At 70.2% G+C, this 22997-nt stretch carries 21 protein-coding genes and 1 pseudogene; 13 read left to right on the top strand and 9 right to left on the bottom strand.

Annotated elements, in window-relative coordinates; translation table 11 throughout:
• From AC5LUJ_RS13190 to AC5LUJ_RS13180, 3 genes are all read right to left on the bottom strand, one after another.
• Positions 1-747, bottom strand: a 747-nt coding sequence (locus AC5LUJ_RS13190; RefSeq protein WP_493465006.1) for a TetR/AcrR family transcriptional regulator, incomplete at its 3' end; no start/stop codon positions are given.
• Positions 744-1169, bottom strand: a complete 426-nt coding sequence (locus AC5LUJ_RS13185; protein ID WP_250282205.1) for an ester cyclase — start codon at positions 1167-1169, stop codon at positions 744-746. The genes AC5LUJ_RS13185 and AC5LUJ_RS13190, both read right to left, overlap by 4 nt.
• A gap of 226 nt (positions 1170-1395) precedes the next feature.
• Positions 1396-2817 (bottom strand): ATP-binding protein, encoded by a 1422-nt coding sequence (locus tag AC5LUJ_RS13180; RefSeq protein WP_250282207.1) that lies wholly within the window; start codon positions 2815-2817, stop codon positions 1396-1398.
• A gap of 911 nt (positions 2818-3728) precedes the next feature.
• On the opposite strand from AC5LUJ_RS13180, the gene AC5LUJ_RS13175 reads away from it, so the two are divergent.
• The gene (locus tag AC5LUJ_RS13175; RefSeq protein ID WP_445548395.1) at positions 3729-4529 is read left to right on the top strand and encodes an SAM-dependent methyltransferase; all 801 of its coding nucleotides are present in this window, start codon (positions 3729-3731) and stop codon (positions 4527-4529) included.
• A gap of 1454 nt (positions 4530-5983) precedes the next feature.
• On the opposite strand, the gene AC5LUJ_RS13170 is transcribed toward AC5LUJ_RS13175, so the two are convergent.
• From AC5LUJ_RS13170 to AC5LUJ_RS13160, 3 genes are all read right to left on the bottom strand, one after another.
• Positions 5984-6151, bottom strand: a complete 168-nt coding sequence (locus AC5LUJ_RS13170) for a hypothetical protein (RefSeq protein ID WP_250291419.1) — start codon at positions 6149-6151, stop codon at positions 5984-5986.
• Between the two features lie 11 nt (positions 6152-6162).
• Entirely contained in the window at positions 6163-7287 is a 1125-nt protein-coding gene (locus AC5LUJ_RS13165) for an IS701 family transposase (protein WP_493465008.1), read from the bottom strand.
• Positions 7288-7431: 144 nt separating this feature from the next.
• Positions 7432-7629, bottom strand: a complete 198-nt coding sequence (locus AC5LUJ_RS13160) for an Hsp20/alpha crystallin family protein (protein ID WP_445548392.1) — start codon at positions 7627-7629, stop codon at positions 7432-7434.
• Between the two features lie 384 nt (positions 7630-8013).
• Here AC5LUJ_RS13160 and AC5LUJ_RS13155 point away from each other — a divergent pair, with 384 nt between their 5' ends.
• The 6 genes from AC5LUJ_RS13155 (at position 8014) to clpB (ending at position 15079) form a co-directional block, all read left to right on the top strand.
• On the top strand, positions 8014-8484 hold the full coding sequence (locus tag AC5LUJ_RS13155; protein WP_250282213.1) for a YflT domain-containing protein: 471 nt from the start codon (positions 8014-8016) through the stop codon (positions 8482-8484).
• A gap of 190 nt (positions 8485-8674) precedes the next feature.
• On the top strand, positions 8675-10582 hold the full coding sequence (gene dnaK / locus AC5LUJ_RS13150) for a molecular chaperone DnaK (RefSeq protein ID WP_250282214.1): 1908 nt from the start codon (positions 8675-8677) through the stop codon (positions 10580-10582).
• Complete coding sequence (locus tag AC5LUJ_RS13145) at positions 10569-11171, top strand: nucleotide exchange factor GrpE (RefSeq protein ID WP_250282215.1); 603 nt, start codon at positions 10569-10571, stop codon at positions 11169-11171. The genes dnaK and AC5LUJ_RS13145 overlap by 14 nt, the downstream gene beginning before the upstream one ends.
• 1 nt (position 11172) lies before the next feature.
• On the top strand, positions 11173-12141 hold the full coding sequence (locus tag AC5LUJ_RS13140; RefSeq protein ID WP_250282216.1) for a DnaJ C-terminal domain-containing protein: 969 nt from the start codon (positions 11173-11175) through the stop codon (positions 12139-12141).
• On the top strand, positions 12138-12461 hold the full coding sequence (locus tag AC5LUJ_RS13135) for a chaperone modulator CbpM (protein WP_250291414.1): 324 nt from the start codon (positions 12138-12140) through the stop codon (positions 12459-12461). Before AC5LUJ_RS13140 ends, AC5LUJ_RS13135 begins: the two co-directional genes overlap by 4 nt.
• Positions 12452-15079, top strand: a complete 2628-nt coding sequence (clpB, locus tag AC5LUJ_RS13130; RefSeq protein ID WP_250282219.1) for an ATP-dependent chaperone ClpB — start codon at positions 12452-12454, stop codon at positions 15077-15079. The genes AC5LUJ_RS13135 and clpB overlap by 10 nt, the downstream gene beginning before the upstream one ends.
• A 356-nt stretch (positions 15080-15435) precedes the next feature.
• Here clpB and AC5LUJ_RS13125 read toward each other — a convergent pair.
• Positions 15436-16413: pseudogene (locus AC5LUJ_RS13125) on the bottom strand (aldehyde dehydrogenase family protein).
• Positions 16414-16419: 6 nt separating this feature from the next.
• Here AC5LUJ_RS13125 and AC5LUJ_RS13120 point away from each other — a divergent pair.
• The gene (locus AC5LUJ_RS13120) at positions 16420-16641 is read left to right on the top strand and encodes a transposase (protein WP_250282221.1); all 222 of its coding nucleotides are present in this window, start codon (positions 16420-16422) and stop codon (positions 16639-16641) included.
• 29 nt (positions 16642-16670) lie between these two features.
• Here the strand turns inward: AC5LUJ_RS13120 and AC5LUJ_RS13115 are convergent, their stop codons facing one another.
• Complete coding sequence (locus tag AC5LUJ_RS13115; protein ID WP_250282222.1) at positions 16671-16958, bottom strand: hypothetical protein; 288 nt, start codon at positions 16956-16958, stop codon at positions 16671-16673.
• A 157-nt stretch (positions 16959-17115) separates the two neighbouring features.
• Between AC5LUJ_RS13115 and hisD the strand changes: the two genes are divergently transcribed.
• Genes hisD through hisH form a run of 4 tightly spaced genes read left to right on the top strand, consistent with a single transcriptional unit; the run spans position 17116 to position 21045 of the window.
• Positions 17116-18411 carry a histidinol dehydrogenase gene (gene hisD, locus AC5LUJ_RS13110; RefSeq protein WP_250282234.1) on the top strand — a complete coding sequence of 432 codons (1296 nt, stop codon included), beginning with the start codon at positions 17116-17118 and terminating at the stop codon, positions 18409-18411.
• Positions 18408-19826 (top strand): histidinol-phosphate transaminase, encoded by a 1419-nt coding sequence (locus AC5LUJ_RS13105; RefSeq protein WP_250282223.1) that lies wholly within the window; start codon positions 18408-18410, stop codon positions 19824-19826. The genes hisD and AC5LUJ_RS13105 overlap by 4 nt, the downstream gene beginning before the upstream one ends.
• A gap of 6 nt (positions 19827-19832) precedes the next feature.
• Entirely contained in the window at positions 19833-20420 is a 588-nt protein-coding gene (gene hisB, locus AC5LUJ_RS13100) for an imidazoleglycerol-phosphate dehydratase HisB (protein ID WP_013873786.1), read from the top strand.
• 16 nt (positions 20421-20436) lie between these two features.
• The gene (hisH, locus tag AC5LUJ_RS13095) at positions 20437-21045 is read left to right on the top strand and encodes an imidazole glycerol phosphate synthase subunit HisH (RefSeq protein ID WP_250282224.1); all 609 of its coding nucleotides are present in this window, start codon (positions 20437-20439) and stop codon (positions 21043-21045) included.
• A gap of 81 nt (positions 21046-21126) precedes the next feature.
• Here the strand turns inward: hisH and AC5LUJ_RS13090 are convergent, their stop codons facing one another.
• Complete coding sequence (locus AC5LUJ_RS13090; RefSeq protein ID WP_250282225.1) at positions 21127-21594, bottom strand: Hsp20/alpha crystallin family protein; 468 nt, start codon at positions 21592-21594, stop codon at positions 21127-21129.
• Between the two features lie 497 nt (positions 21595-22091).
• Between AC5LUJ_RS13090 and AC5LUJ_RS13085 the strand changes: the two genes are divergently transcribed.
• Positions 22092-22982: a DUF2267 domain-containing protein gene (locus AC5LUJ_RS13085; RefSeq protein ID WP_493465005.1), complete on the top strand. Its 891-nt coding sequence runs from the start codon at positions 22092-22094 to the stop codon at positions 22980-22982.
• Positions 22983-22997 lie beyond the last annotated feature (15 nt).

Here is a 22997-nt window from a genome sequence, read left to right as displayed (position 1 = left end):
GGGTGACGCGGGTGACGCGGGTGACGCGGGTGACGCCGGTGCGGGCAGGGCGCGGGTGAGGCAGTCGGTCAGTGCCTCCTCGAGCAGGGCGTGCAGCGCGGCGGAGTCGACGTCGACGCGGCCGACGACCAGCAGCGCGACCAGCCCGTGCGCCGTGGCCCACAGCTGCAGCACATGCTGCTCGGGCTGCCGGTCGCCGGCGGCTGCGAGCAGCCCGGTCAGGACGTCGCCGACGGCCTGCCCCTCGACCCAGGTGTCGGCGGCGGGCATGCGCACGCCGCCCAGGCCGTACATGAGCTGATACAGGTCGGGTTCGGCCAGGGCGAAGTCGAGGTAGGCATGTGCGGCCCGCCGGATGGCCGCGACGTCTGTGCCGTTCAGGACGTCTGTGCCGTTCAGGATGTCCGGGACGTCCGTGTCGGACGCTCCGGCGGGGGATTCGGTCGCCGGCCGTCGGCCTGCGGTGTCCATCGTGTCGCGCAGCCGGGCGAACCCGTCGCGGATGAGGGTGAGCAGGATGTCGTCACGGCCGGTGAAGTAGCGGTAGGCGAAGTTCGCGGAGTAGTCGATGCGTTCCGCCAGCCGCCGCATCGTCACCGTCTCCCAGCCCTCGCTTCGCGCCAGTTCCCGCGCGGCGGACAGGATCGCCTCACGGGCGGCGGCGCGCTCCCGCTCCCGGCGCCGCCGCGCACGCGTCGGTGCCGGGCTGTCTGTGCCGTCCTGGTCGTCCTGCGCGTCGATCGTCATCGGTTGTCGGCGTCTCCGGTGAGCTGTGCGAAGAACGCCTGCCCGTCGAGCTGGTCCCAGTGCTCCACGGCCATGCCGTCGACCACGCGCCAGATGTCGATCGAGTGCATCACCACCGGGCGCCCGGTCGGTGGCAGGCCCATGAAAGGGCCCTGGAACGTCGCCCGGTAGGTGAATCTGCCGGCGACCCGGTCCCCGTCGACGAGGACGTCGTCAAGGCTGACCTCGGTGTCCGGGAACGCGGCGAACCACTGCGTCCAGAACGCCCGGTTCGCCTCGCGCCCGTCCTCGACGAACGCGTTGTGGTTGATGTAGTCCGCCGCGATGAAGCCGTCGACCGCGTCCGGATCGTGATCGTTCATCAGGTCGGCGAACGCGTGCGCGACCGTCCCGGGCCGCCGTCGCGTGCTGCTCGTGGTCATGGTTCCCCTCCGGCTGTCATGGTTACGCTGTAACCAGCGTGTACGCTGTAACCAGATCAGTCAAGAGTGAACGAGACAGGACGCGGGAAGCCTTACCGATCGCTGAGCGTGGCCGGTGCTGGGGTCATGGTGGCGACTGGATGACTCCGAGGCGTCATGTGTTACCGGAGAGCGTCGGTTCGCGGTCTGCGCCTCGTCGGACGGCGGGCTGGCGAATTCCGTCTGCTCAGGTTGTCTGCCAGGCGGTGAGGAGTTCGGCTGGGCCGTAGGTGGCGGTGAGGCCGGTGGCGGTGACTCCGCCGAGGCTGACCGCGACGAGGGGGAGCGGCTCGTCGGTGAGCGCGGCCCGGTATTTCTGTAGCACCGCGAGGTCGTGGTGGTCGAACGCGGAGCGTTCCAACCATTTGATGGAGCCGAGGAAGTAGAGCTCCTTGGCGACCGGTTCCCGGTCGGCACCGACGATGTCGATCTGAATGGTGTTCGGCCGGTTCCAGTAGGAGCCGACGGCGGGGGCGGCGGGCAGCGTCTGGTCGGGCAGCAGGCGGGCGAGGGAGTCGCGCAGGAGCGGTTCGACCGCCCGGCCACGCCAGGACGTCCAGCCGTCGCGGATCCGGGCCAGGGTGAGGTCGCCGCGGCGGCGTTCGATCTCCGGCAGGTACGGGCCGATGAACCGTAGCCAGAACCGCAGGTAGGGGTCGGTGACGCGGTAGCGGCGTTCCTTCGAGCGAGTGGTCCAGACAGGCAGTTCGGCTGCCACGATCCGTTTGCTGACGAGAAGTTCGAGCGAGCGGGCGAGACTGGTGTGCGCCATCACACCGGCCGCACGGGCGATGTTGGTGAACGCGCTTTCTCCGCTGCCGATGGCGGACAGTACGTCTCGGGCGTTCGCCGAGCCGGGGAACTCGGCGGCGAGCGAGCGTTCGGCGGAGACGAGCAGCGCGGAGACGGGATTCGCCAGTTCGGCGGCGAGAAAGGACCACAGATCCCCACCCGCCGGCCAGGCCGCGCAGATCAGCGGCAGCCCGCCGGTCACCAGTGCCGCGTCGAACGCCTCGGCCGGGCCCAGCCGCAGCATCTGCCCGACTTCGGCGGGGTTGAGCGGGCCCAGCACCATCTCCTGCCCGCGCTGGTGGAACGGCCGCCCGTACGAGCCCAACGCCTCCATCATCGACAGGTCCGACCCGATCAGCACAAGCAGTACCGGCCGGCGGCTGAGCTCCCGGTCCCAGGCGCGTTGCAGCACCCCCTCGAACGCGTCGACGCGGTCCATCAGGTACGGCACCTCGTCGATGACCACGATGCTCGGACGGTCGTCGGGGAGGATCCCGGCCAGTTGCCGCAGAGCCGCGCTCCAGTTCCCGGGCACCGAGTCGGTGAACACCGTCCGTTCCGGCAGCGTGGACGCGGCGACCGCCTCCCGCAGCGCTTCCAGTTCGACGTCGGCGGACGCTCCGGCGGCGGTGAAGAACACCGCGGGAACGCCGGCTCGGTCGACGAACTCCTCGACCAGGCTGGACTTGCCGATCCGCCGCCGCCCACGGACGAGAAGGCACCTGCCCGGCCGCGACGATCCGACCTGCGCCTCCACCTCCCGCAGCAGCCCGTCCAGCGTAGCCAGCTCCCGCTCCCGCCCCACAAAATCGACCATGGCCACCGTCCACCGGCTGGGATACTACCGCTGTTGATACTATCGCCAGCGGTAGTATCAAACGCCGCCCTGTCCTGACTGTCACCTCTGGCGGGTCCCTCCCTGTGCGCCGGGCAGGGCTGTTTGTCTGCTGCTGGGACGGCCGGTGGCCAGGATCTCGACGAGATCGCGCAAATTCATGATCTGTTGTGTTGAGCAGGGACGCTGGGGCCCAATCTGGGTGGGTGCTCATGTCGGGGTGACTGTGTCCGTCCTGGCATCTGGCCAGCAGGCTCTGTGTCGAGCAAGCGAGGGGCGTATGCGCACGCGGGCAATCATGATCAAGGGTTTAGCACGCAGTTGACCATGGAGATAGCACATAGATCACCTGTGAAACAGCACGCCGGTGAACCGTGATCCAACGCGACTGTGTCGGCGTGGTCGGTGACGGCCGCGAGCTCGTCCGGTGGCTGTCTCATCTCATCTTGGCAGGTGGGGTGTTTCCGACGGCAGATGGCCGTCCGCGTACGCTCGCATCCGCCGCTGTCCGTACTCGTTGCGGTGATCGTGACTGGAATTTGCGATCTTGCCTAAGAGTCATCGAATGCGGTCTGGATGGCCTGGCCGCAAGCTGCCTCTTGGCCGGTTGATCTGGTAATGCAAGGCATCTTTGCGGGCATAACGGGCAGTTGCTGCAACGGAGCCACGCTGAATGCCCTACCGTCACTCTACGGTCGCCCTATGCAGATATCCGCGGGCGGCCGCTTCGGGATCGCCCGTGCGGGATGTCACGTTCGCGGTCTGGAAGAATGCGCGTGAATCCGGTGCATGTCCGGGTTCCGGGATCCCCGTAGGGTGTCCCGAGCCGAGCTGACGTCCATGGAGATGCTGTGAGCGAGCAGGGCGACAACGCCGAATGGGACTTCACATCGGTGGTACCCGCCGATGACCAGGCGCCCTCGACAATCGACACGACCGTGCCGCACTCGGCCCGGATCTGGAACTACTGGATGGGCGGCAAGGACAACTACCCGGTCGACCGGGAGGCCGGCGACGCCTACGTCGCCGCTTTTCCCGGCATTGTCCCGCTGGCCAAGCAGTCCCGGCAGTTCCTCATCCGTGCTGTCAGCCACCTGGCCGGTGAGGCGGGCATCCGTCAGTTCCTCGACGTCGGCACCGGTCTGCCAACCCTGGACAACACCCATCAGGTCGCCCAGCGCATCGCCCCGGAATCCCGTGTCGTCTACGTCGACAACGACCCGCTCGTGCTGGCGCATGCCCGCGCACTGCTGACCAACACCACGCCGGAAGGTGTGACGACCTACGTCGACGCGGACTTCCACAATCCGGACCAGATCGTGTCCGACGCCAGGAACGTACTGAACTTCACCAAGCCGATCGCGGTCCTGTTCATGGGGGTACTCGGCCACGTCGCCGATTTCGACGAGGCCCGGTCGATCGTGGCGAGGGTGGTGGCGGCCGTCCCGTCCGGCAGCTACCTGGTGCTGTGGGACAGCACCGACACCAGCGAGGGGTTCGACGAGGCCCAGCAGGGTTACGACGACACCGGCGCGGTCCCCTACATCCTGCGCAGCCCGCAGCAGGTCGCCCGTTTCTTCGAGGGCCTGGAACTCCTGGAGCCGGGCGTGGTGTCGATCTCGCTGTGGCGCCCGGACGCCAACAGTGCCGGCGAAGCGGTGGACGGCTACGGCGCCGTAGCCCGAAAGCCGTAGGCGTCCACCCCGCCTCCGGCAACAGGAGAACGGACAACTGGGGGGGACCGGAGCACGCGTCCACGCTGCCCGATCCCCCTTTACCGACACCACGCCGAGCCGGGTCGAGGGTCTTCAGTTGGCTGACATGGCCGCGTCTGCGACCTTCCCCGCCTTCGAGCAGGACCAGTACGGCAACACCGAGGATCGGTATCTGCGAGAGTTGGCGCCTCGGCTCTACCGCCGACCTGGTAGGCCGATCACGTCCTACGGCCTCAAGGTGCATCCCTGGAACGGTACGACAGAGGCCGCTTACCCATGGGTAGCGGCCCTGTAGGCGCGTCGGCCGGCTGAAGCCGCCTTCTGCGGGTGCCGCCGTTTCCGACAGCAGACGACCATCCGCGCGTTGTCCAATCTACTCTCATCCGCGCTCACAGAGAACCCACTCGGGAGAGGCAGACCGTGTCAGTAGCTCTCGACCCGATTAGTGATCTTCGCTAGCGGCGACGCTCTACGTCATCGACCGTAGTCGTGCACTCTCGCGACGGTGGCGGATACAGGACGGAGGATCCTCTGCGGAGGAGCGCCGAGGTCGGGTCAGTTGAGGGTCCGTCCGCGCGGAAGCACGCACGTGTTCGCGCAACGCCGGGAGGAGGAGGAGGGCGCCGGCGCCGCACGCGCGGTCCCGGACGAGGCCCGGCAGTCTTGTCACGCGGATCGGGTGGCCGAGGGCCTGCCTGGTCATCGTCCACAGGTGCCCGGCGAGCCTGGGTGGGGTGTAATGCCTGCCGTGCCGTGCCCGGACCTCTGGTGGGAGAGCGGCCGCGTATGCGGCCCCCAGGCCCTCGCTCGACGTCAGGGCCGTGATGGAGGGATCCGGGCTGGTCTCGCGGGGAAGGGCCGGCGGCGTGGCGGCGACAGTGGACGCCACGTCCAGCCACCTGCCCGACAGGCCGGCCTCGCGGGCGCGGGCCGCCCACCAGCCCGGAACCGCGGCGAGCACGGCCGCCGCGGCGGCGGAAACCGGCCCGACGGGGTCGGCGTCAGCGACCTTCGCGTGGGAGCCTCGCGCCCCGAGGTCTCGTGCGGCAGCGGGTATGGCCACGATCCCGCGGTCTGCCGCAAGCCACCGACAAGTTGACGGGCGGTCCGCCAGATGATCGGACGAACTGGGCAGTCCCTGCAGGCGTATGTCCGTCTTCTGCTCGAGGAGGAGGCGGTCATGCTGACCACGGAGGAGGCCGCCGAGCAAGGCCCGCTCCATCGCGGCGCGAGGCACGGTGACCGCGTCCGACGTGGTGGATGCCGTCACCGAGGCACGCAACGCCCACCCATAATTGTTCTTGGTACCTCGGAGCCAGCCGACTTCCTGGTCGGCCCAGACGCGGTGACGGAGAAGGCGCGCACGGTGGCGGCCGGCGCGCGGCTGGCGGCTCCGTATGCGGTCGACCTCGAATCTGAGTTCGGTCATTTGGTTAGTACTGCAACGGCACTTGTGGCCAGTCGTGGCCGTAGCGCTTGTAGTGGCTTCGGCGGGCTTGCCACTGGCGGTGGCGGCGCCAGTCTGACCAGTACCCGACGGCCTGTTCGTCGGGGGACAGCGGGGTGAGCAGGGCGGCGTACAGGTGCCCGATCTCGGGCACGGTCAGCGGGATCAGTTCGCCGTCGCCGCCGCCAGCGGCGCCCCCTTTTGAGCCTGTGCTCGCATCACCGCGAGCCAGGCCAGGGCCAGCATGGACAGGGTGGTGTGCGCGTACCAGCCGCACCAGGTGCGGGCCTGATAGTCGTCCAGGCCGGTCTCGTTCTTCGCCTGTTGGAAGCATTCCTCCACCGGCCACCGCGCGCCGGCGACCCGGGCCAGCTCGGCCAGGCCGGTGGAGCGTGGGCCGTAGCAGATGTAGTAGGCGATCTTGTCGGGGTCGCGGACCGAGCGGCGGGCCAGCAGCCAGTGCCCGCGGCCGGGCCGCCAGCCGATCCGGATCGCCACGCGCGCCCAGTCGTAGACCCGGGGGCCGTGCGCGCCGTCGCCACATGAGATCCGTCGCCATGCCCGGGCCGGCAGCGCGGCCACCACCTGGTCGGCGCGGCCATAGCCGTACCCCTGGGCCAGGACGTCGTCGTCGCGGCGGGTGGCCACCACGTGGAACAGGTCGTGCTCCTCCAGCCACACCCGCAGGTACTTGACCTGCCCGTAGATCTCGTCGGCGGTGAACCAGGCCCACGGCACCCCGGCGTCGAGCACCCGCTGCAGCATGGTGATTGCGATACGGGGCTTGGTGGTCATCTCGGCCGTGTCGGGGATCCCGGCGGCCCGACACCGGGCACGATCCAAGGTCCACGACTCGGGCAGGTACAGCTCCCGGTCGATCAGCGCGTGCCCGTCCGCAGTGACGTAGGCGGCGAACACCCCGACCTGGCAGTTGTCCTTCTTGCCCGACGTGCCGGTGTACTGCCGCTGCACCCCTGCCGAGCAGGCTCCTTTCTTGATGAACCCGGTGTCGTCGATGACCAGCACCGCCTGCGGGGTCCCGAGGTGTTCGACCAGGTAGTCGCGGACGTCGTCGCGGGCCGCGTCGACATCCCAGTCGGCGGTCCGCAGCAGCCGCTGCATCCCGTCCGGCGACACCTCCTCGGCATGCTCGGCAATGGTCCAGCCGTTCTTGCGCTCCAGCTCGGAGAGCAGCCCCTCCAGATACCGGCGCATCCGCGCTCGGGGCTCAGCCCGGGCGAACCGGCCACCGACCCGTTCACATACCCGGTCAAGCTCGTCCCGCCACATCCCCACATCAACATCGTTCACGTCATGTACAACACCCGAGCAGCGCACACCCTGCCACCAAGTGCCGTTGCAGTACTAAGCCTCTTGTGAACCTCCCTTGAACACCTGGGGGAAGGCACGCGAGGAAGGGAAGGCGTGGTCAGGTCAGCCCGGGCCCGAGGCGTCATCGATCGTCCGGCCGCTCTGCCTCGCCGAGGGCCCGGAGATCTCGATGTGGCGGGGCTGGCTGCTGCGGGCCTTCGCCAGCCGGACGGCCAGCACCCCGCTGTCCAGGCTCGCCGTCACCGATTCGGGGTCGACGTCTCCGGGCAGCGTGATCTGGTGCTCGAAGTGGCGGAGCAGGTCAATGATCTATCCCCATGCCTGGTACGCAAGGCACACGAGCCAGTTCTCGCGGCCCCCGGGGATCTCGGGCGCACTCGGTTGGGTATCCGGCACGCGGGCAGTCTCTGAGAACGACCGCGTCGTTCGGGGAGACATCTTGGATGCTTTGCGCGGTGGTGCAACCACGACCCACGTCGGGTGGGGGCGATCGATATGTCACATGGTGATGGCGATTTCGCGACAGATGAGGACGGTGCCCGCGGCTCACGATCGAATGACCTTGGAGCCGGTGCTCCTCGAGCAGGGGTTCTCCACCACGGTGACCCGCGCCTCGATGATGCTCGGAGCGAGCGGGGGACGGACCGGGCGGCCGGGATCGGCCGCACGGTCGGGTCGCAGAAAGTGGTCGCCACCTTCAGTACCTACGCCGATGCCGAACGGGCCGTCGATCGACTTGCCGACCTTCACTTCCCGGTGGAGAGGACCGCCATCGTCGGCCGCGACCTGCACACGATCGAGAAGGTCACGGGCCGGCTGACCTGGGCGTCCGCGGCAGGCCGGTCGGCGCTCGCTGGTGCCGTCACGGGCGCGCTGATCGGCTGGATCTTCGGCCTGTTCAACTGGATCAATCCTGTCCAGGCAGCGGCGCTGCTCGCGCTCTACGGAGCCATCTTCGGCGCAATCCTCGGTGCTCTGATGGGCCTGCTGATGTACGCGTTCAGCCGGGGCCGGCGGGATTTCGTCTCCGTGTCGGCGCTGAGTGCCGATCGCTACGACCTGCTCGTCGATGCCGACGTGGCGGACGAGGCGGCCCGGCTCCTGGCGCAGACCGAGTTCGGCCGGCTCTCGTCCGCCGGGAGCGGCCGGAGCTGACATTGATCGTCCGTCGGCCCGGCACGCGCGGTGGCGCGTCGTGCGGACGTGTCGGCCTCTGCTCCGCCGTCTTGCACTGGTTCGCCGGGTGGCGGCGTGTTGCGGTCTTCGTCCGGCCGGTCCTAGCGTGGTCGTGAGGACTGCCGGGGCCCCGCCACTTCCATCAGAAGGCTCCCACCGGGAGGTCATCGTGGGTAAGGTAGTAGGAATAGACCTGGGTACTACGAACTCGGTCATCGCCGTCGTCGAGGGTGGCCAGCCGACAGTTATCCCCAATATTGAGGGCTCGCGCACGACGCCTTCGGTCGTTGCTTTCACGGAGAGCGGCGAGCGGCTGGTGGGTGAACTCGCCCGCCGTCAGGCGGTTCTCAATCCCAAAGGCACGATCACCGCGGCCAAGCGATTCATCGGCCGCCGGTACAGCGAGGTCACCAGCGAGCTGAAGACAGTCACGTACGACATCACCGCCGGGAAGGAAGACGCAGTACGGATCTTCGTTCGCGGGCGCGAGTACGCCCCCGAGGAGATCTCGGCGATGGTGCTCCGGAAACTGGCCGACGACGCCGCCAAGTTCCTCGGCGAAAAGGTCACCGAAGCCGTGATCACGGTGCCGGCTTACTTCAACGACGCGCAACGGCAGTCGACCAAGGACGCCGGCCGGATCGCCGGCCTGGACGTACTGCGCATCATCAACGAGCCCACCGCCGCCGCGCTGGCCTACGGGATGGACAAGAGGTCGCACGAGACCGTACTGGTCTTCGACCTGGGCGGCGGCACCTTCGACGTCTCCGTCCTCGACGTGGGCGACGGGATCGTCGAGGTGCGCGCCACCGCCGGCGACACCCATCTCGGCGGCAACGACTGGGACCGCCGCCTGGTCGACTTCCTTGCCGACGATTTCAAGAACCAGACCGGCATCGACCTGCGCAACGATCCGCAGGCACTGCAGCGGCTCTTCGAAGCCGCCGAGAAGGCGAAGGTCGAGCTTTCGTCCGTCTCCCAGACCCAGGTCAACCTGCCGTTCATCACCGCCGACGCGAACGGCCCGAGACACCTCAACACCACCATCACTCGCTCGCAGTTCGAGAAGATCACGGCCGATCTGCTCGAGCGGTGCCTGCCGCCGCTGCGCCAGGCGATGGCGGACGCGAAGGTCTCCGAGCAGGACCTCGACGAGGTGATCCTCGTCGGCGGCGCCACCCGCATGCCGGCCGTGCAGGCCCTGGTGCGCCGGCTGACCGCCGGCAAGGAACCCAACATGACGGTCAACCCGGACGAGGTCGTCGCCGTCGGCGCCGGCATCCAGGCCGCGGTCATCAAGGGCGAGGTCTCCGACGTGCTGCTGCTGGACGTCACCCCGCTCTCCCTCGGCGTGGAGACGCTCGGCGGCGTGAGCACGAAGGTGATCGAGCGCAACACCACCATCCCCGCGCGCCGGAGCGAGACGTTCTCGACGGCGGAGGACAACCAGTCGGCCGTCGACGTCGTGGTGCTCCAGGGCGAACGTGAGATGGCCGCCGACAACCGGACGCTGGGCCGGTTCCGGCTCGAGGGCATCCGACCCGCCCCGCGCGGCCAGGCACAGGTCGACGTCACCTACGACATCGACGCCAACGGCATCCTCAACGTCACCGCGAAGGACAAGGGCACCGGCGCCGAACAGCGGATCACCATCTCGGACAACACCAACCTGCCGCAGGACGAGATCCAGCGCATGGTCGCTGACGCCGAGCGCAACCGGGCCGAGGACACCCGGCTGCGCGAGAACGCCGACGCCCGCAACCAACTCGACACGATCGCCTACCAGGTCGAGCAGCGGCTCACCGAACTCGGCGACCAGGTCCCCGTGCACGAGAAGGCCCGCGCCGAACAGCTCATCGCCGACGCTCGCCGCGCGCTGGAGGAGCACGCCGACGTCGACCGCGTCCGGCCGATCATCAACGATCTCCAGCAGGTCCTCTACGGCCTTCCGGCTGTCGCGCAGCGCGAGGCGGCATCGACGGCCAGCGGCGGAGCTGGAGCCGGTGGACCGGGCGAGACCTCGGCCGGTGGGGACGACGTCATCGACGCCGACTTCACCACCCATGACGATGGGTGAGAACCGATCGGATGCCGAGCGGCCCGAGACCACCCCGGCACCCGACCTCGCCGCGAAACTCGAGCAGTGCCAGGCCAGCCACCTGCGGACTCTCGCCGACTTCGACAACTACCGTCGGCGGACCGGACGCGAGATCGGCGCCGCGAAGGCAGCCGAGCGGGATCGTGTGGTTCTCGCGTGGGTGCCGGTGCTGGATCACCTCGAGCTCGCCCTCTCGCACACGGACGCCGACCCCGACTCGCTCGTCGACGGGGTACGCGGGGTACGCCAGCTCGCTCTGGGCGCGCTGCGGAACTCCGGGGTCACTCGACTCGACGACGAGACCGGCGCCTTCGACCCGACCCGTCACGAGGTCGGCGCCGTCGTCGACAGCGGCTCAACGTCCCGTCCGCCCCCGGCGGGCACCGTCGTGGAGGTGCTCCGGCCGGGCTACCAGGCCGACGGCCGCGTACTGCGTCCCGCGTCCGTGGCCGTGAGCGCCGGACCGAAACCGAACAGCGGAGCAAGATCGAACAACGGGCCAAGGCAGGATACCGGGTCAGAACCAGGAATGGGACCCGGACCGGATACCGAGCCGGAAGCATCGTGACATGAGCAGCGGCCGGACCACGAATCGGGCCAGCGAGGACTTCTACGAGATCCTCGGGGTCCCTCGGAACGCCGACGCTGACGCGATCCAGCGGGCGTACCGGAAACTCGCCCGCCAGTACCACCCCGACGTCAACTCCGATCCTGGGGCCGAGGAGCGGTTCAAGGACCTGTCGGAGGCGTATGACGTGCTCTCCGATCCCGACACCCGGGCGCGCTACGACCGGTTCGGCGGAGATTTCCGCCGGATGCCCGAAGGCGCCGAACGATGGGCAGGCGCGGGTGGCGGGGCGCGTGCCGGCGCCGGTGGCCCGGGCTTCCGGTTCGAGGGGTTCGAGGGGTTCGACTTCGAGGACCTGTTCGGCGGTATGGGCGGCGGATTCTTCCGCGGCCGAGGCCGGGCGGGACCGGTGTCCGGTGCCGACCAGGAAGCCGAGATCGAGGTCACCCTCGCCGAGGCCTACCGAGGCGGTCGGCGCAGCGTCACCCTGGCGGGCCCGACCGGACCCCGCGAGGTCCAGGTCACCATCCCGCCCGGAGTGATGCACGGGCAGCGGCTGCGGCTCGCGGGCCAGGGCGGGCGCGGCCGGGACGGCGGGGATCCGGGCGACCTCTACCTCGTGGTGCGGCTGGCGCCCGGCCCCCGATTCCGGGTCGAAGGCCGGGACGTGCACACCGATCTGCCCCTCGCGCCGTGGGAGGGCGTGCTCGGCACGAAGGTCGCCATCACCATCCCGGACGGCGAGCAGGTGATCGTCACCGTCCCGCCCGGCAGTTCCACCGGCCGCAAGCTCCGCCTGCGCGGCAAGGGCCTGCCCCGCTCGGCGCGTGGTTCGAGGCGCGGTGACCGCGCCGGCGACCTCTACGCGCACGCCCGAATCATGGTCCCGGCCAACCCCACTGCGCGGGAGACGGAGCTGTTCCGCGAGCTCGCGGAGGTCTCGTCCTTCAACCCCAGGGAGAGGTCATGACGACGCTGCTCGTGCGCGCTAGCGCCCGTACTCAGGGCCTCGACCTCGACGCGTTCTGTGTCGCGGCGCACCTGCATCCCGACCTCGTCCGACGGCTGGTGACGCTGGGTCTCCTCGACGCGGAGATCGACCCCGCCGGCCACTACACACTCGCGATGACGGCGGTGGCACGCGCCGGCCGGATCGAACGGCTGCGCCGCGACCTCGGCATCACCTACACGGCGACCGGGGTCGTGCTCGACCTGCTCGACCGGATCGACGAACTCGAACGGCTCCTCCGTGCCCGACCCGCCCGAGGCGAGGTGCATCCATGGACATGAACAAGCTGACCGAGAAGTCCCGCGAGGCTCTTGACGCCGCGCAAGCTCGAACGGTGCGCCTCGGCCATGCCGAGGTGGACGGCGAGCACCTGCTGGCCGCGCTGATGGAACCACCCGAGGGACTGGTGCGCCGCCTGCTGATCGCCTCGGGCGGAGATCCGGCCGCGGTCGCCGAAGTGGTCGAGAACGAACTGCGGCGCCGGCCCAAGGTGTCCGGACCCGGCGTGCGACCCGGCGAGGTGTATGTGACCCAGCGGCTGTCCCGCCTGCTGGACGCCGCCAGCAGGGAGGCCGGTCGGCTCAAGGACGAGTACGTGTCGGTCGAGCACCTCCTCCTCGCCCTCGTCGACGAGGGACAGTCCAGCGCCGCCGGCCGGATCCTCGCCCACAACGGCCTCACCAGGGAGAAGCTGCTCACCGCGCTGACCGAGGTCCGCGGGAACCAGAGGGTGACGTCCGCGAACCCCGAGGCCACCTACGAGGCGCTCGAGAAGTACGGCCGCGACCTGGTCGCGGAAGCCCGCGACGACCGGCTCGACCCGGTCATCGGCCGCGATTCCGAGATCCGCCGGGTCGTGCAGATCCTCTCCCGCAAGACGAAGAACAATCCGGTGCTGCTCGGCGACCCCGGGGTCGGCAAGACGGCGATCGTCGAGGGCCTCGCCCAGCGCATCCACCGGGGCGACGTACCTGAGGGACTGCGCGACCGGACGGTGTTCCAGCTCGACCTGGCGGCGCTGGTCGCCGGAGCCAAGTACCGGGGCGAGTTCGAGGAGCGACTCAAGGCGGTTCTGAGCGAGGTCAAGGCGGGCGAAGGCCGGATCCTGCTGTTCGTCGACGAGCTGCACACCGTCGTCGGCGCCGGCGCGGCCGAGGGGTCGATGGACGCCGGGAACATGCTCAAGCCGATGCTCGCCCGCGGCGAACTGCACCTCATCGGCGCCACCACCGTCGAGGAGTACCGCAAGCACATCGAGGCGGACGCCGCCTTCGAACGCCGCTTCCAGCCGGTGCTGGTCGACGAACCGACGGTGGAGGACACGATCTCGATCCTGCGCGGACTGCGCGAACGGTTCGAGATCTTCCACGGCGTGCGGATCCAGGACGGTGCGCTGGTCTCGGCGGCGGTGCTGTCGCACCGCTACATCTCCGACCGGTTCCTGCCCGACAAGGCGATCGACCTCGTCGACGAGGCGTGCGCCATGCTCCGCACCGACATCGACTCGATGCCCACCGCGCTCGACGAGATCACCCGCAAGGTCACCCGGCTGGAGATCGAGGAGGCCGCGCTGGCAAAGGAGAACGACCCGGCCAGCGTCGCCCGGCTCGACCAGCTCCGCAAGGAACTCGCCGACCTGCGCGCGGAGGCCGACGCGATGCGCGCACAGTGGGAGTCAGAACGGCAGGCCATCCGCAAGGTCCAGGAGCTGCGCGAGGAGATCGAGCACGTCCGCCGGCGCGCAGACGAAGCCGAGCGTGCCTACGACCTCAACACCGCCGCCGAGCTGCGCCACGGCCAACTCCCGGAACTGGAACGCCGGCTGGCCGCCGAGGAGGAACGTCTGGCCGGCCGCCAGCACGGGCAACCGCTGCTGCGTGAACTGGTGACCGAGGAGGAGATCGCCGACATCGTCTCCCGCTGGACCGGCATCCCCGTCACCCGGCTCGTCGAGGGCGAGCGCGAGAAGCTGCTGCGCCTCGACGACATCCTGCACCAGCGGGTGGTCGGCCAGGACGAGGCCGTCAGCCTGGTGGCGGACGCCGTCATCCGCGCGCGCTCTGGTATCAAGGACCCCCGGCGCCCGGTCGGGTCGTTCATCTTCCTGGGACCGACCGGCGTGGGGAAGACCGAGCTCGCACGCACGCTCTCCGAGGCGCTGTTCGACGCCGAGGAGGCGATGATCCGCATCGACATGAGCGAGTACCAGGAGCGCCACACGGTCAGCCGGCTGATCGGCTCTCCTCCGGGCTATGTCGGTTACGAGGAGGGCGGCCAGCTCACCGAGGCGGTGCGTCGCAAGCCGTACTCCGTGGTCCTCTTCGACGAGATCGAGAAGGCGCATCCGGATGTGTTCAACACGCTCCTGCAGGTCCTCGACGACGGCCGGCTGACCGACGCGCGGGGCCGAACCGTGAACTTCACCAATACGGTGATCATCATGACGTCGAACATCGGCTCGCAGTGGCTGATGGACGCGGTGACGCCCGACGGCGAGATCGAACCCGAGGCCCGGGCCCGGGTGATGGCCGACCTGCGGGAACGATTCCGCCCGGAGTTCCTCAACCGGCTCGATGAGATCGTCCTGTTCAAGCCGCTGACCCTGGCCGAAATCGAACAGGTCGTCGACCTGCTCGTCGAGGACCTGCGCCGGCGGCTCGTGGACCGCCGGATCACCCTGGAGATCACCGAGCCGGCCCGGTTGTTCATCGCCCGCGAGGGGTTCGACCCGGTCTTCGGCGCCAGGCCGCTGCGGCGGTTCATCCAACGTGAGGTCGAGACCCGGATCGGCCGGGCACTGGTCGCCGGCGACGTCACCGACGGCTCCCGCGTCACCGTCGACCTGATCGAGGGCCACCTCGCTGTCACGCATGACGTGCCCGCGATGCAGCGGGGATGACGGCCGCGGCGGCGCGGCGCGGTACTCAGCCGCGGATAGACACCCCCGGCGGGTCCTCGGTGACTCCGCCTACGGCACCGCCGAACCACCACTACCGGATTTTGGTAGCTCGTAGGATCTGGCGGTGTCGCCGCCTCCGGTACGGCCGATCCCGGTCCACCGCGTTTCCCCACCGGGCCGCGCTGATCACCGCCGCGGAGGCCGTCGACCGCGGTTCACCCGCCCGCCTCGAGATCGGGATGGTCAAGACCCGCGGTGCCGCCCTGCTGCACGACGTCGTCGACCGGGGCCGTCCAGGTTCACGGCGCACTCGGCCTCACCCCCGACACACCGCTGGCACACCGTCCGAGCGGGCATCAGCCCAGAGCGTCGGTGATCGGCGCGTCCGTCCCCATCGTCACGATCAGCTTCCGGTTGGCGAACTCCTTGATGCCGAGGTGGGACAGCTCCCGGCCGTAGCCGGACCGCTTGATGCCGCCGAAGGGCAGTTCCGGCTCGGATGACGTCGGATGGTTAATCCACACCATCCCGCTCTCGATCCGGCTGGCGACTGCACGCGCCCGGGAGATGTCGCTGCTGAACACCGCACCGCCGAGACCATAGGGCGAGTCGTTCGCCAAGGAGACCGCCTGGTCATCGTCCTGTACCCGATAGACGACCGCGATCGGTCCGAACAGCTCTTCGCGATGGGCGCGCATCTTCGGCGTCACGCCGACGAGGACCGTGGGTTGCACGAACGCTCCGGGGTGGTCGACGCGCCCGCCGCCGACGACCGCGGTCGCTCCCTTGTCCAGCGCGTCGCGGACCTAGTCTACCAGCGTCTGGGCGGCCTGCTCGGAGCACACCGGTGCCAGCGTGGTGGCCTCGTCAACGGGGTCGCCCGGAACCAGCTCGAGCATCCGTTCGGCCAGCGCGGTCACGAACCGGTCGAATACCTCGGATATCACGATCATCCGCTTAGTGCTCACGCAGCTTTGCCCCATGTTGTGCAGGCGGCCGATCAGGGCCGCTTCGACGGTGCGGTCGAGGTTGTTGTCATCGAGCACGATGAACGGGTCGCTGCCGCCCAGCTCGAGGACGCTCTTCTTCACGTTTCGGCCGGCGGTCTCACCGACGCTGACCCCGGCCCGGTCGCTTCCGGTCAGCGATGCGCCCCGAACGACATCAGACTCAATCACCCGGTAGACCTCGCGGCCGGGAACCAGGAGGTTGGTGTAAAATCCTCGCGGCGCACCCGCGTCGGCGAACAGCTGCTCGACGGCTAGGGCCTGTTCTGAGTCCGGATCACAATCGGGGTGTTCGTCCTTCGCTCGGGTGCTTCGGCTGGGTAGCACGGCTGTATGACGCGTGGTGAGCTGACCGACGGTGAATGGGAGTTGATCGAGCCGCATCTCCCGCTGGGGACGTCCGGACCGATCCCTGACCTGCGCAGCTGTTTCAACGCGGTGATGTGGAGGTTCCGTACCGGTAGCCCCTGGCGGGACGTGCCCGAACGCTACGGCTCCTGGTCGACGATCTACGACCGGTTCCGCGCGTGGGCGCGGGACGGGGTCTTCCAGTAACGCGCCGGTGTCATAAACAACCGTGCGCATTATCCGGCTGCCTGCCAGGGTTCGTCGTCGAACAGTCCGGCCTCTGCGAGGAATGCGCGGGCGCGTTGCCGGAACTCTTCGGGCAGCTTGCCGTGTTCGCTTTCGTACTCGGCGACCAGTTCCTGTGCGGTAGCCCTGCCGGCGGCATGCAGGGTGGCTGCGCGGGCTTTCTCGACGGCGGCCTCGGTCAGCCATGCGGATACCGGCTTGCCTTCTTCCGCGGCCGCTGTCTTGATCGCCTTCTCGACCTCGGAGGGCACCGAGATCGACAACTTGCGTACACCCATGATCCTAGTGTAATGCCTGGTAGGAAGATCTTCCTACCGTATCCAGTGGTCCTGACGAGGTCTGCCGATGGGAAGTGGGGCCGTCGACGTGGGGGCGGAGGGCGTTGGGATCCGGGAGATCGACGGAACGGGGGTGGGTACCGATACGCTCATCGTCGTGCTGAGAACGCTCGACCTGCGTGGAAGTCTGCCGTCACCGCCACGGGTGCGCGGGCTGCTGCCCCGCGCCGCGCTGGACGTCGACGCCGCGCTGGCAGCGGTCCGCCCGGTCTGCGACGACGTGCGCGACCGGGGGGACGCCGCGGTCCTCGACGCGGGGGAGCGGTTCGACGGGGTGCGGCCGCCCTCGGTCCGGGTTGCCGCGGACGCGCTGGCCGCCGCGCTGGACGGCCTCGACCCGCGGGTACGGGACGCCCTTGAGGAGGCGATCCGGCGGACCAGGCTGGTGCACCGCGCCCAGCGCCGCGAACCGGTGACCATCGATGTGGCCCCGGGCACCAGGGTGACGGAGCGTTGGATCCCGGTGCAGCGGGTCGGACTCTACGTGCCGGGCGGGCGGGTCGCCTATCCCAGCAGCGTGGTGATGAACGTCGTGCCGGCGCAGGAGGCCGGGGTCGCCTCCCTGGCGCTGGCGTCGCCGCCGCAGGCGGAGTTCGGCGGTCTGCCGCATCCGGTGGTCCTCGCCGCCGCCGCGCTGCTGGGCGTGGAGGAGGTGTACGCCGCCGGCGGCGCCCAGGCGATCGCGATGTTCGCGCACGGGACGTCCAGCTGCCCGGCGGTGGACGTGGTGACCGGGCCGGGCAACATCTACGTGACCGCGGCGAAGCGGCTGCTGCACGGCCTGGTCGGCGTGGACGCCGAGGCCGGACCGACCGAGGTCGCGATCCTCGCCGACGACACCGCGGACCCCGCCCACGTCGCGGCCGACCTGATCGCCCAGGCCGAGCACGACCCGATGGCCGCCTGCCTGCTGGTCACCCCGTCGCGAGACCTGCTCGACGCGGTCGAGACCGAACTCGACAAGCAGGTCGCGGTGACCCGCCATCGGGAGCGGGTACGTACGGCGCTGACCGGCCAGGGGGCGGCGGTGGTGGTCGACGACGTCGACGCGGGCCTGGCGGTGGTCGACGCCTGGGCCGCCGAACATCTGGAGATCCAGACCGTGGACGCCGCGGCCGTCGCCGGCCGGGTCCGTAACGCCGGGGCCGTGTTCGTGGGGGCATGGGCGCCGGTGTCGCTGGGGGACTATCTCGCCGGCTCGAACCACGTCCTGCCGACGGGCGGTACCGCCCGGCACAGCAGTGGGCTTTCGGTGTCGGCGTTCCAACGGCAGGTTCACGTGGTGGAGTGTGACCGCGAGGCTCTCGCCGAGGTGGCGCCCAGGATCGCCGCGCTCGGTGGCGCCGAGGATCTCATCGCCCACGTCGACGCGGTGGAGGTGCGGCTGCGATGACCACAACAGGATCGGGATCGGGATCGGGACCGGCGAGCGGAGCCGGGCCGGCGAGCGGAGCCGGGCCGGTGACCGGACCAGCGGGCGGATCGCCGAGGGGATCAGGGTCGGACGGCGCGGTCGCCGGCTGGCCCGCCACACCCGCCGCCGGCCGTAGCCGCCCGGTGCGCTCGCCCACGCTCGACGAGCTGCCGCTGCGGGACGATCTGCGCGGCATGGTGCCCTACGGCGCGCCGCAGCTCGACGTCCCGGTGCTGCTCAACACCAACGAGAACCCGCACCCGCCGTCCGCCGGGCTGGTGGACGCGCTGGGCAAGGCCGCCTCCCTCGCCGCCACCGAGGCCAACCGCTATCCGGACCGCCAGGCCGAGGCGCTGCGCGCCGACCTGGCCTACTACCTGACCCCGGACGCCGGTTTCGGCCTGCGCACCGACCAGGTGTGGGCGGCGAACGGGTCGAACGAGGTGCTCCAGCAGCTCTGCCAGGCCTTCGGCGGGCCGGGCCGGGTCGCGCTGGGGTACGAGCCGTCCTATTCGATGCACCGGCTGATCGCGGTGGCGACCGCGACCGGCTGGGCCGGTGAGCGCCGCGAGCCCGACTTCACCCTCGACCCGGACGCGGTCGCCGCGGCGATCCACCGGCACCGGCCGTCCCTGGTCTTCCTGGCGTCGCCGAACAACCCCACCGGCACCGCGCTGCCGCTGGAGGTGGTGCTGGCCGCGTGCGCGGCGGTCGGTGAGACCGGCTCCGGCATCGTGGTCGTGGACGAGGCGTACGCGGAGTTCCGCCGCGCCGGGGTCCCCAGCGCGCTGGCCCTGCTGCCGTCCCAGCCGCGGCTGGTGGTCACCCGGACGATGAGCAAGGCGTTCGCGCTGGCCGGCGCCCGCATCGGCTACCTTGCCGCGCACCCGGCGGTGGTCGACGCGCTGCAGCTGGTGCGCCTGCCGTACCATCTGTCGACCTTCACGCAGGCGGTCGCGCGCACCGCGCTCGCGCATGCCGACGAGCTGCTCGCCACGGTCGAGGCGGTCAAGGCGCAGCGTGACCGGCTGGTGGCCGAGCTGACCGGGCTCGGCTGCGCGGTGGCGCCCAGCGACGCGAACTTCGTCCTGTTCGGCCGGTTCACCGACCAGCGGGCGGCGTGGCAGGGGCTGCTCGACGCGGGCGTGCTCGTCCGGGACGTCGGCCTGCCCGGCTGGCTGCGGGTCACCGCCGGTCTGGCGGGCGAGGTCGACGCCTTCCTGACGGCGACCCGCGCGCTGCTGGCCGAGGGGGCCACGGCGCTGGCGCCCCCCGCCGCCGCGCCGACGGATCCGGCCTCCGCAGCCGCGGCGCCCGCTACCGCAAGGCCTGCCACCGCGACGTCCACCGACGCGAGGCCCACCGTCGAACTGCCCTACCTCGGGGAGGAGTGACCAGGGATGGGTCGCACAGCCCGCATCGAGCGCAAGACCCTGGAGTCGCACGTCGTCGTCGAGCTGGATCTCGACGGGGCGGGTGTGTCGTCGTCGTTCACCGGGGTGCCGTTCTTCGACCATATGGTCAGCCAGCTCGGCAAGCACGGCGGTTTCGACCTCACCGTCCGCACCCGTGGTGACCTGCACGTCGACGCCCACCACACGGTCGAGGACACCGCGATCGCCTTCGGTGACGCGCTGCGCGAGGCGCTCGGTGACAAGTCCGGGATCCGGCGTTTCGGGGACGCCCTGGTGCCGCTGGACGAGGCGCTGGTGCAGGCCGCGGTGGATCTTTCCGGCCGTCCGTACTGCGTGGTCGTCGAACCGGAGCTGATCGAGCTCATCGGCACCTACGACACGACGCTGACCCGGCACGTCTTCGAGTCGATCGCCGCGTCGGCGCGGATCGCTCTGCACGTGCGGGTGCTGTCGGGCCGCAACGCCCACCATGTGGTCGAGGCCCAGTTCAAGGCGGTCGCGCGGGCGCTGCGGGACGCGGTCGCGCTCGACGGGCGGGTAGCCGGCGTGCCGTCCACCAAGGGCGTGCTGTGACGGGGAGGGGCCCGCGGTGACGGGGCCGCGGGTGGTCGTCCTCGACTACGGGTCGGGGAACCTGCGCAGCGCGCAGCGGGCGCTCGCCCGAGTCGGCGCGGACGTGACCGTGACGGCCGACCTGGCCGCAGCCCGGGCCGCGGACGCCCTGGTGGTCCCCGGGGTGGGCGCCTACGCGGCGTGCATGGCCGGGATCGACGCGGCCGGCGCGGCACCGGTCATCCACGAGCGGGTCGCCCAGGGACGTCCGGTGCTGGGGATCTGCGTGGGGATGCAGGTCCTCTACACCCTCGGGGACGAGCACGGTGTGCGCACCCGCGGGCTCGGTGTGCTCGCCGGGCAGGTCCGCCGGCTGGCCGCGCCGGTCCTGCCGCACATGGGCTGGAACACCGTGGTACCACCGGAAGGGACGGTGCTCTTCGACGGCCTGCCCGCGGGCACCCGCTTCTACTTCGTCCACTCGTACGCGGCCGAGCCCGCGCCCGGCGACACCGTGGCCGAGCACGGCGAGCCCTTTGCCGCGGCGGTGGAACGCGGCCCGCTGTACGCCACCCAGTTCCACCCGGAGAAGTCCGGGGACGCGGGCGCGCACCTGCTCACCAACTGGTTGCGCACCCTGCGCTGACCCATGGCCACCAACCGGTGGCCACCAGCCGCTGGCCGCCGGTCCGCGGCTCCCGGCGTCAGGACGTGTGCCCAGGGCGCGTCAGTCGTGACGAATTTTGATCATCCGGACGGCTTTGGGCTCGCCGCCCGCGACCGGTATCCGGACCTCGAGGATACCGTTGTGGTAGGTGGCGGCGACCTCCTCCTTCTTCACCCCGGGCGGCAGGGTGACCGAACGGGTGAGCGAGCCGTAGCGGAACTCGGAGCGGTAGCGGCCGGTGGCCTTCTCCCGGCGCTCCTCCCTGCGTTCGGCGTGCACCGACACCTCCTTGTCGGACACGGTGACCTCGACGTCCCGGTCCGGGTCGATGCCGGGGAGTTCGGCGCGCACCACGTAGGCGCCGTCCTCGGCGTACTCCTCGACCCGTACGGCGTCCTCCCGCAGGCCCAGCCGCCGTGCCGCCCGCGAACGCCCCTCCTGTGACCACGGCCGGCCGTGCGGCCCCGGTGACCGTTCCTGGCCGGTGTGCTCGCGCCGAATCAGTACCGGACGGCTACTCGCTTTCACGGCTGCTCCTCGTTCCCTGTCGGTTTCCTGTCGCTTTGTCGATGGTTTCCTGTTACTTGTCGATAGTTCCCTGTTGTCGGTTCCCGGTAGCGCTGTCGATTCCTGGCCGATTACTGGCCGGGATCCGTAGAGCTGGTCGGGATTCACCCACATCTCCAGCCTGCGCCTTGTCGCCGGGGTCCGCCTCCCGGCCTTCGGCGGATGTTCGCGCCGTTCCGCCCGACAGCCCGCGGGCAGCCCGCGGAAGAGCAACAGCGGAAGAGCAACAGAAGAAAGCGGGACGCGAGGCAGGACGGAACGACACGAAGCAAATACGGGGAACAAGAGGGAAAAAGCATCCGGAAACCGGGAGGAAAGCCAGCGGAAGCCCGGCGGGCCGCAAAGGGCGGAAAACGGTGGCCGGCGGCTCATCGGGTGGCGCGGCCGCGGCTCGTACCCGACGCTGGTGAAACCAGCCGCCGGGACGCTGGTGCAACCAGCCGCCGGGAGGTGCGCAGATGAGATATGCCGGGAGAGCGCTCGCCGCGCCGGCGGGAGCCGTGACGGGCGTCGCCACCGGGCTGCTCGCGCGGCCGCGACGCATCAGCCGCGGGATCAGCCGCAGGATCGGCCGTGGGATCGGCCTGGTCCGGGAGCGGGCCGCCCGTCGGCTCCGCTACCTGCGGGGATGGCTGCGAGGGCTGCGTTACCGGCTTGCCGGAGGCCGTCCCGACCCGCGGGTAGCCGATGACATCCTCGCCGACCGGGTGCGTTCCCGGCTGGGCCCGGTCACGCGCGGGCTCGACGTCCCACGGGTGCACGTGACCGTCCGCGATCACGTTGTCATCCTGCACGGCGATGTCGCCACCGCGGCCGACACCATCGCCGTCGAGGAGGCGGTCTGGCGGACCTCGGGGGTCGAGGGGGTCGTGTCGATGCTGCACGAGGGGCTCGTCCGCGGGGACACCCGGCCGTCCGAGGGTGTGCTGGTCCCGGTCCGCTCCGTCATGCTGCGGCGGCTGTTCGACGCCGCGCAGCGGGCGGGCTGCGAGCCGCGGACCGTCCAGCCGGCGGTGCACGCCGTGCTGGCGACGTTCTTCGAGCGGCTGCCGGCCGCCGAGCGGCGGCACGTCGCCTCGCATCTGCCCGCGGACGTGCGGGCGCTGACCGTGCCCCCGCGGCGGCGCGGCCGGGCCCTGGCGCGCCTGCGTCATCTGGACGAGTTCATCGAGGCGGTGCTGCGGATCGACCACATCGACCGCGGGCGCGCCCGTGACATCACCGGCGCCGTCCTGCACACGTTGCGTGACTTCGTCCCGGAGGAGGCCCAGGACGTCGCCGCCGTCCTTCCCGAAGAGCTCAGGCGGACGTGGACGGAGCCGACGGCAACGCCCGTCCCCCCGCTCTGACCAGGGTCCTTGACC

The organism is Protofrankia sp. CiP1_Cm_nod3, assembly GCF_982290655.1.
Note: the sequence above shows the minus strand (reverse complement) of the source record. Positions and strands in the feature narration are given on the sequence as shown.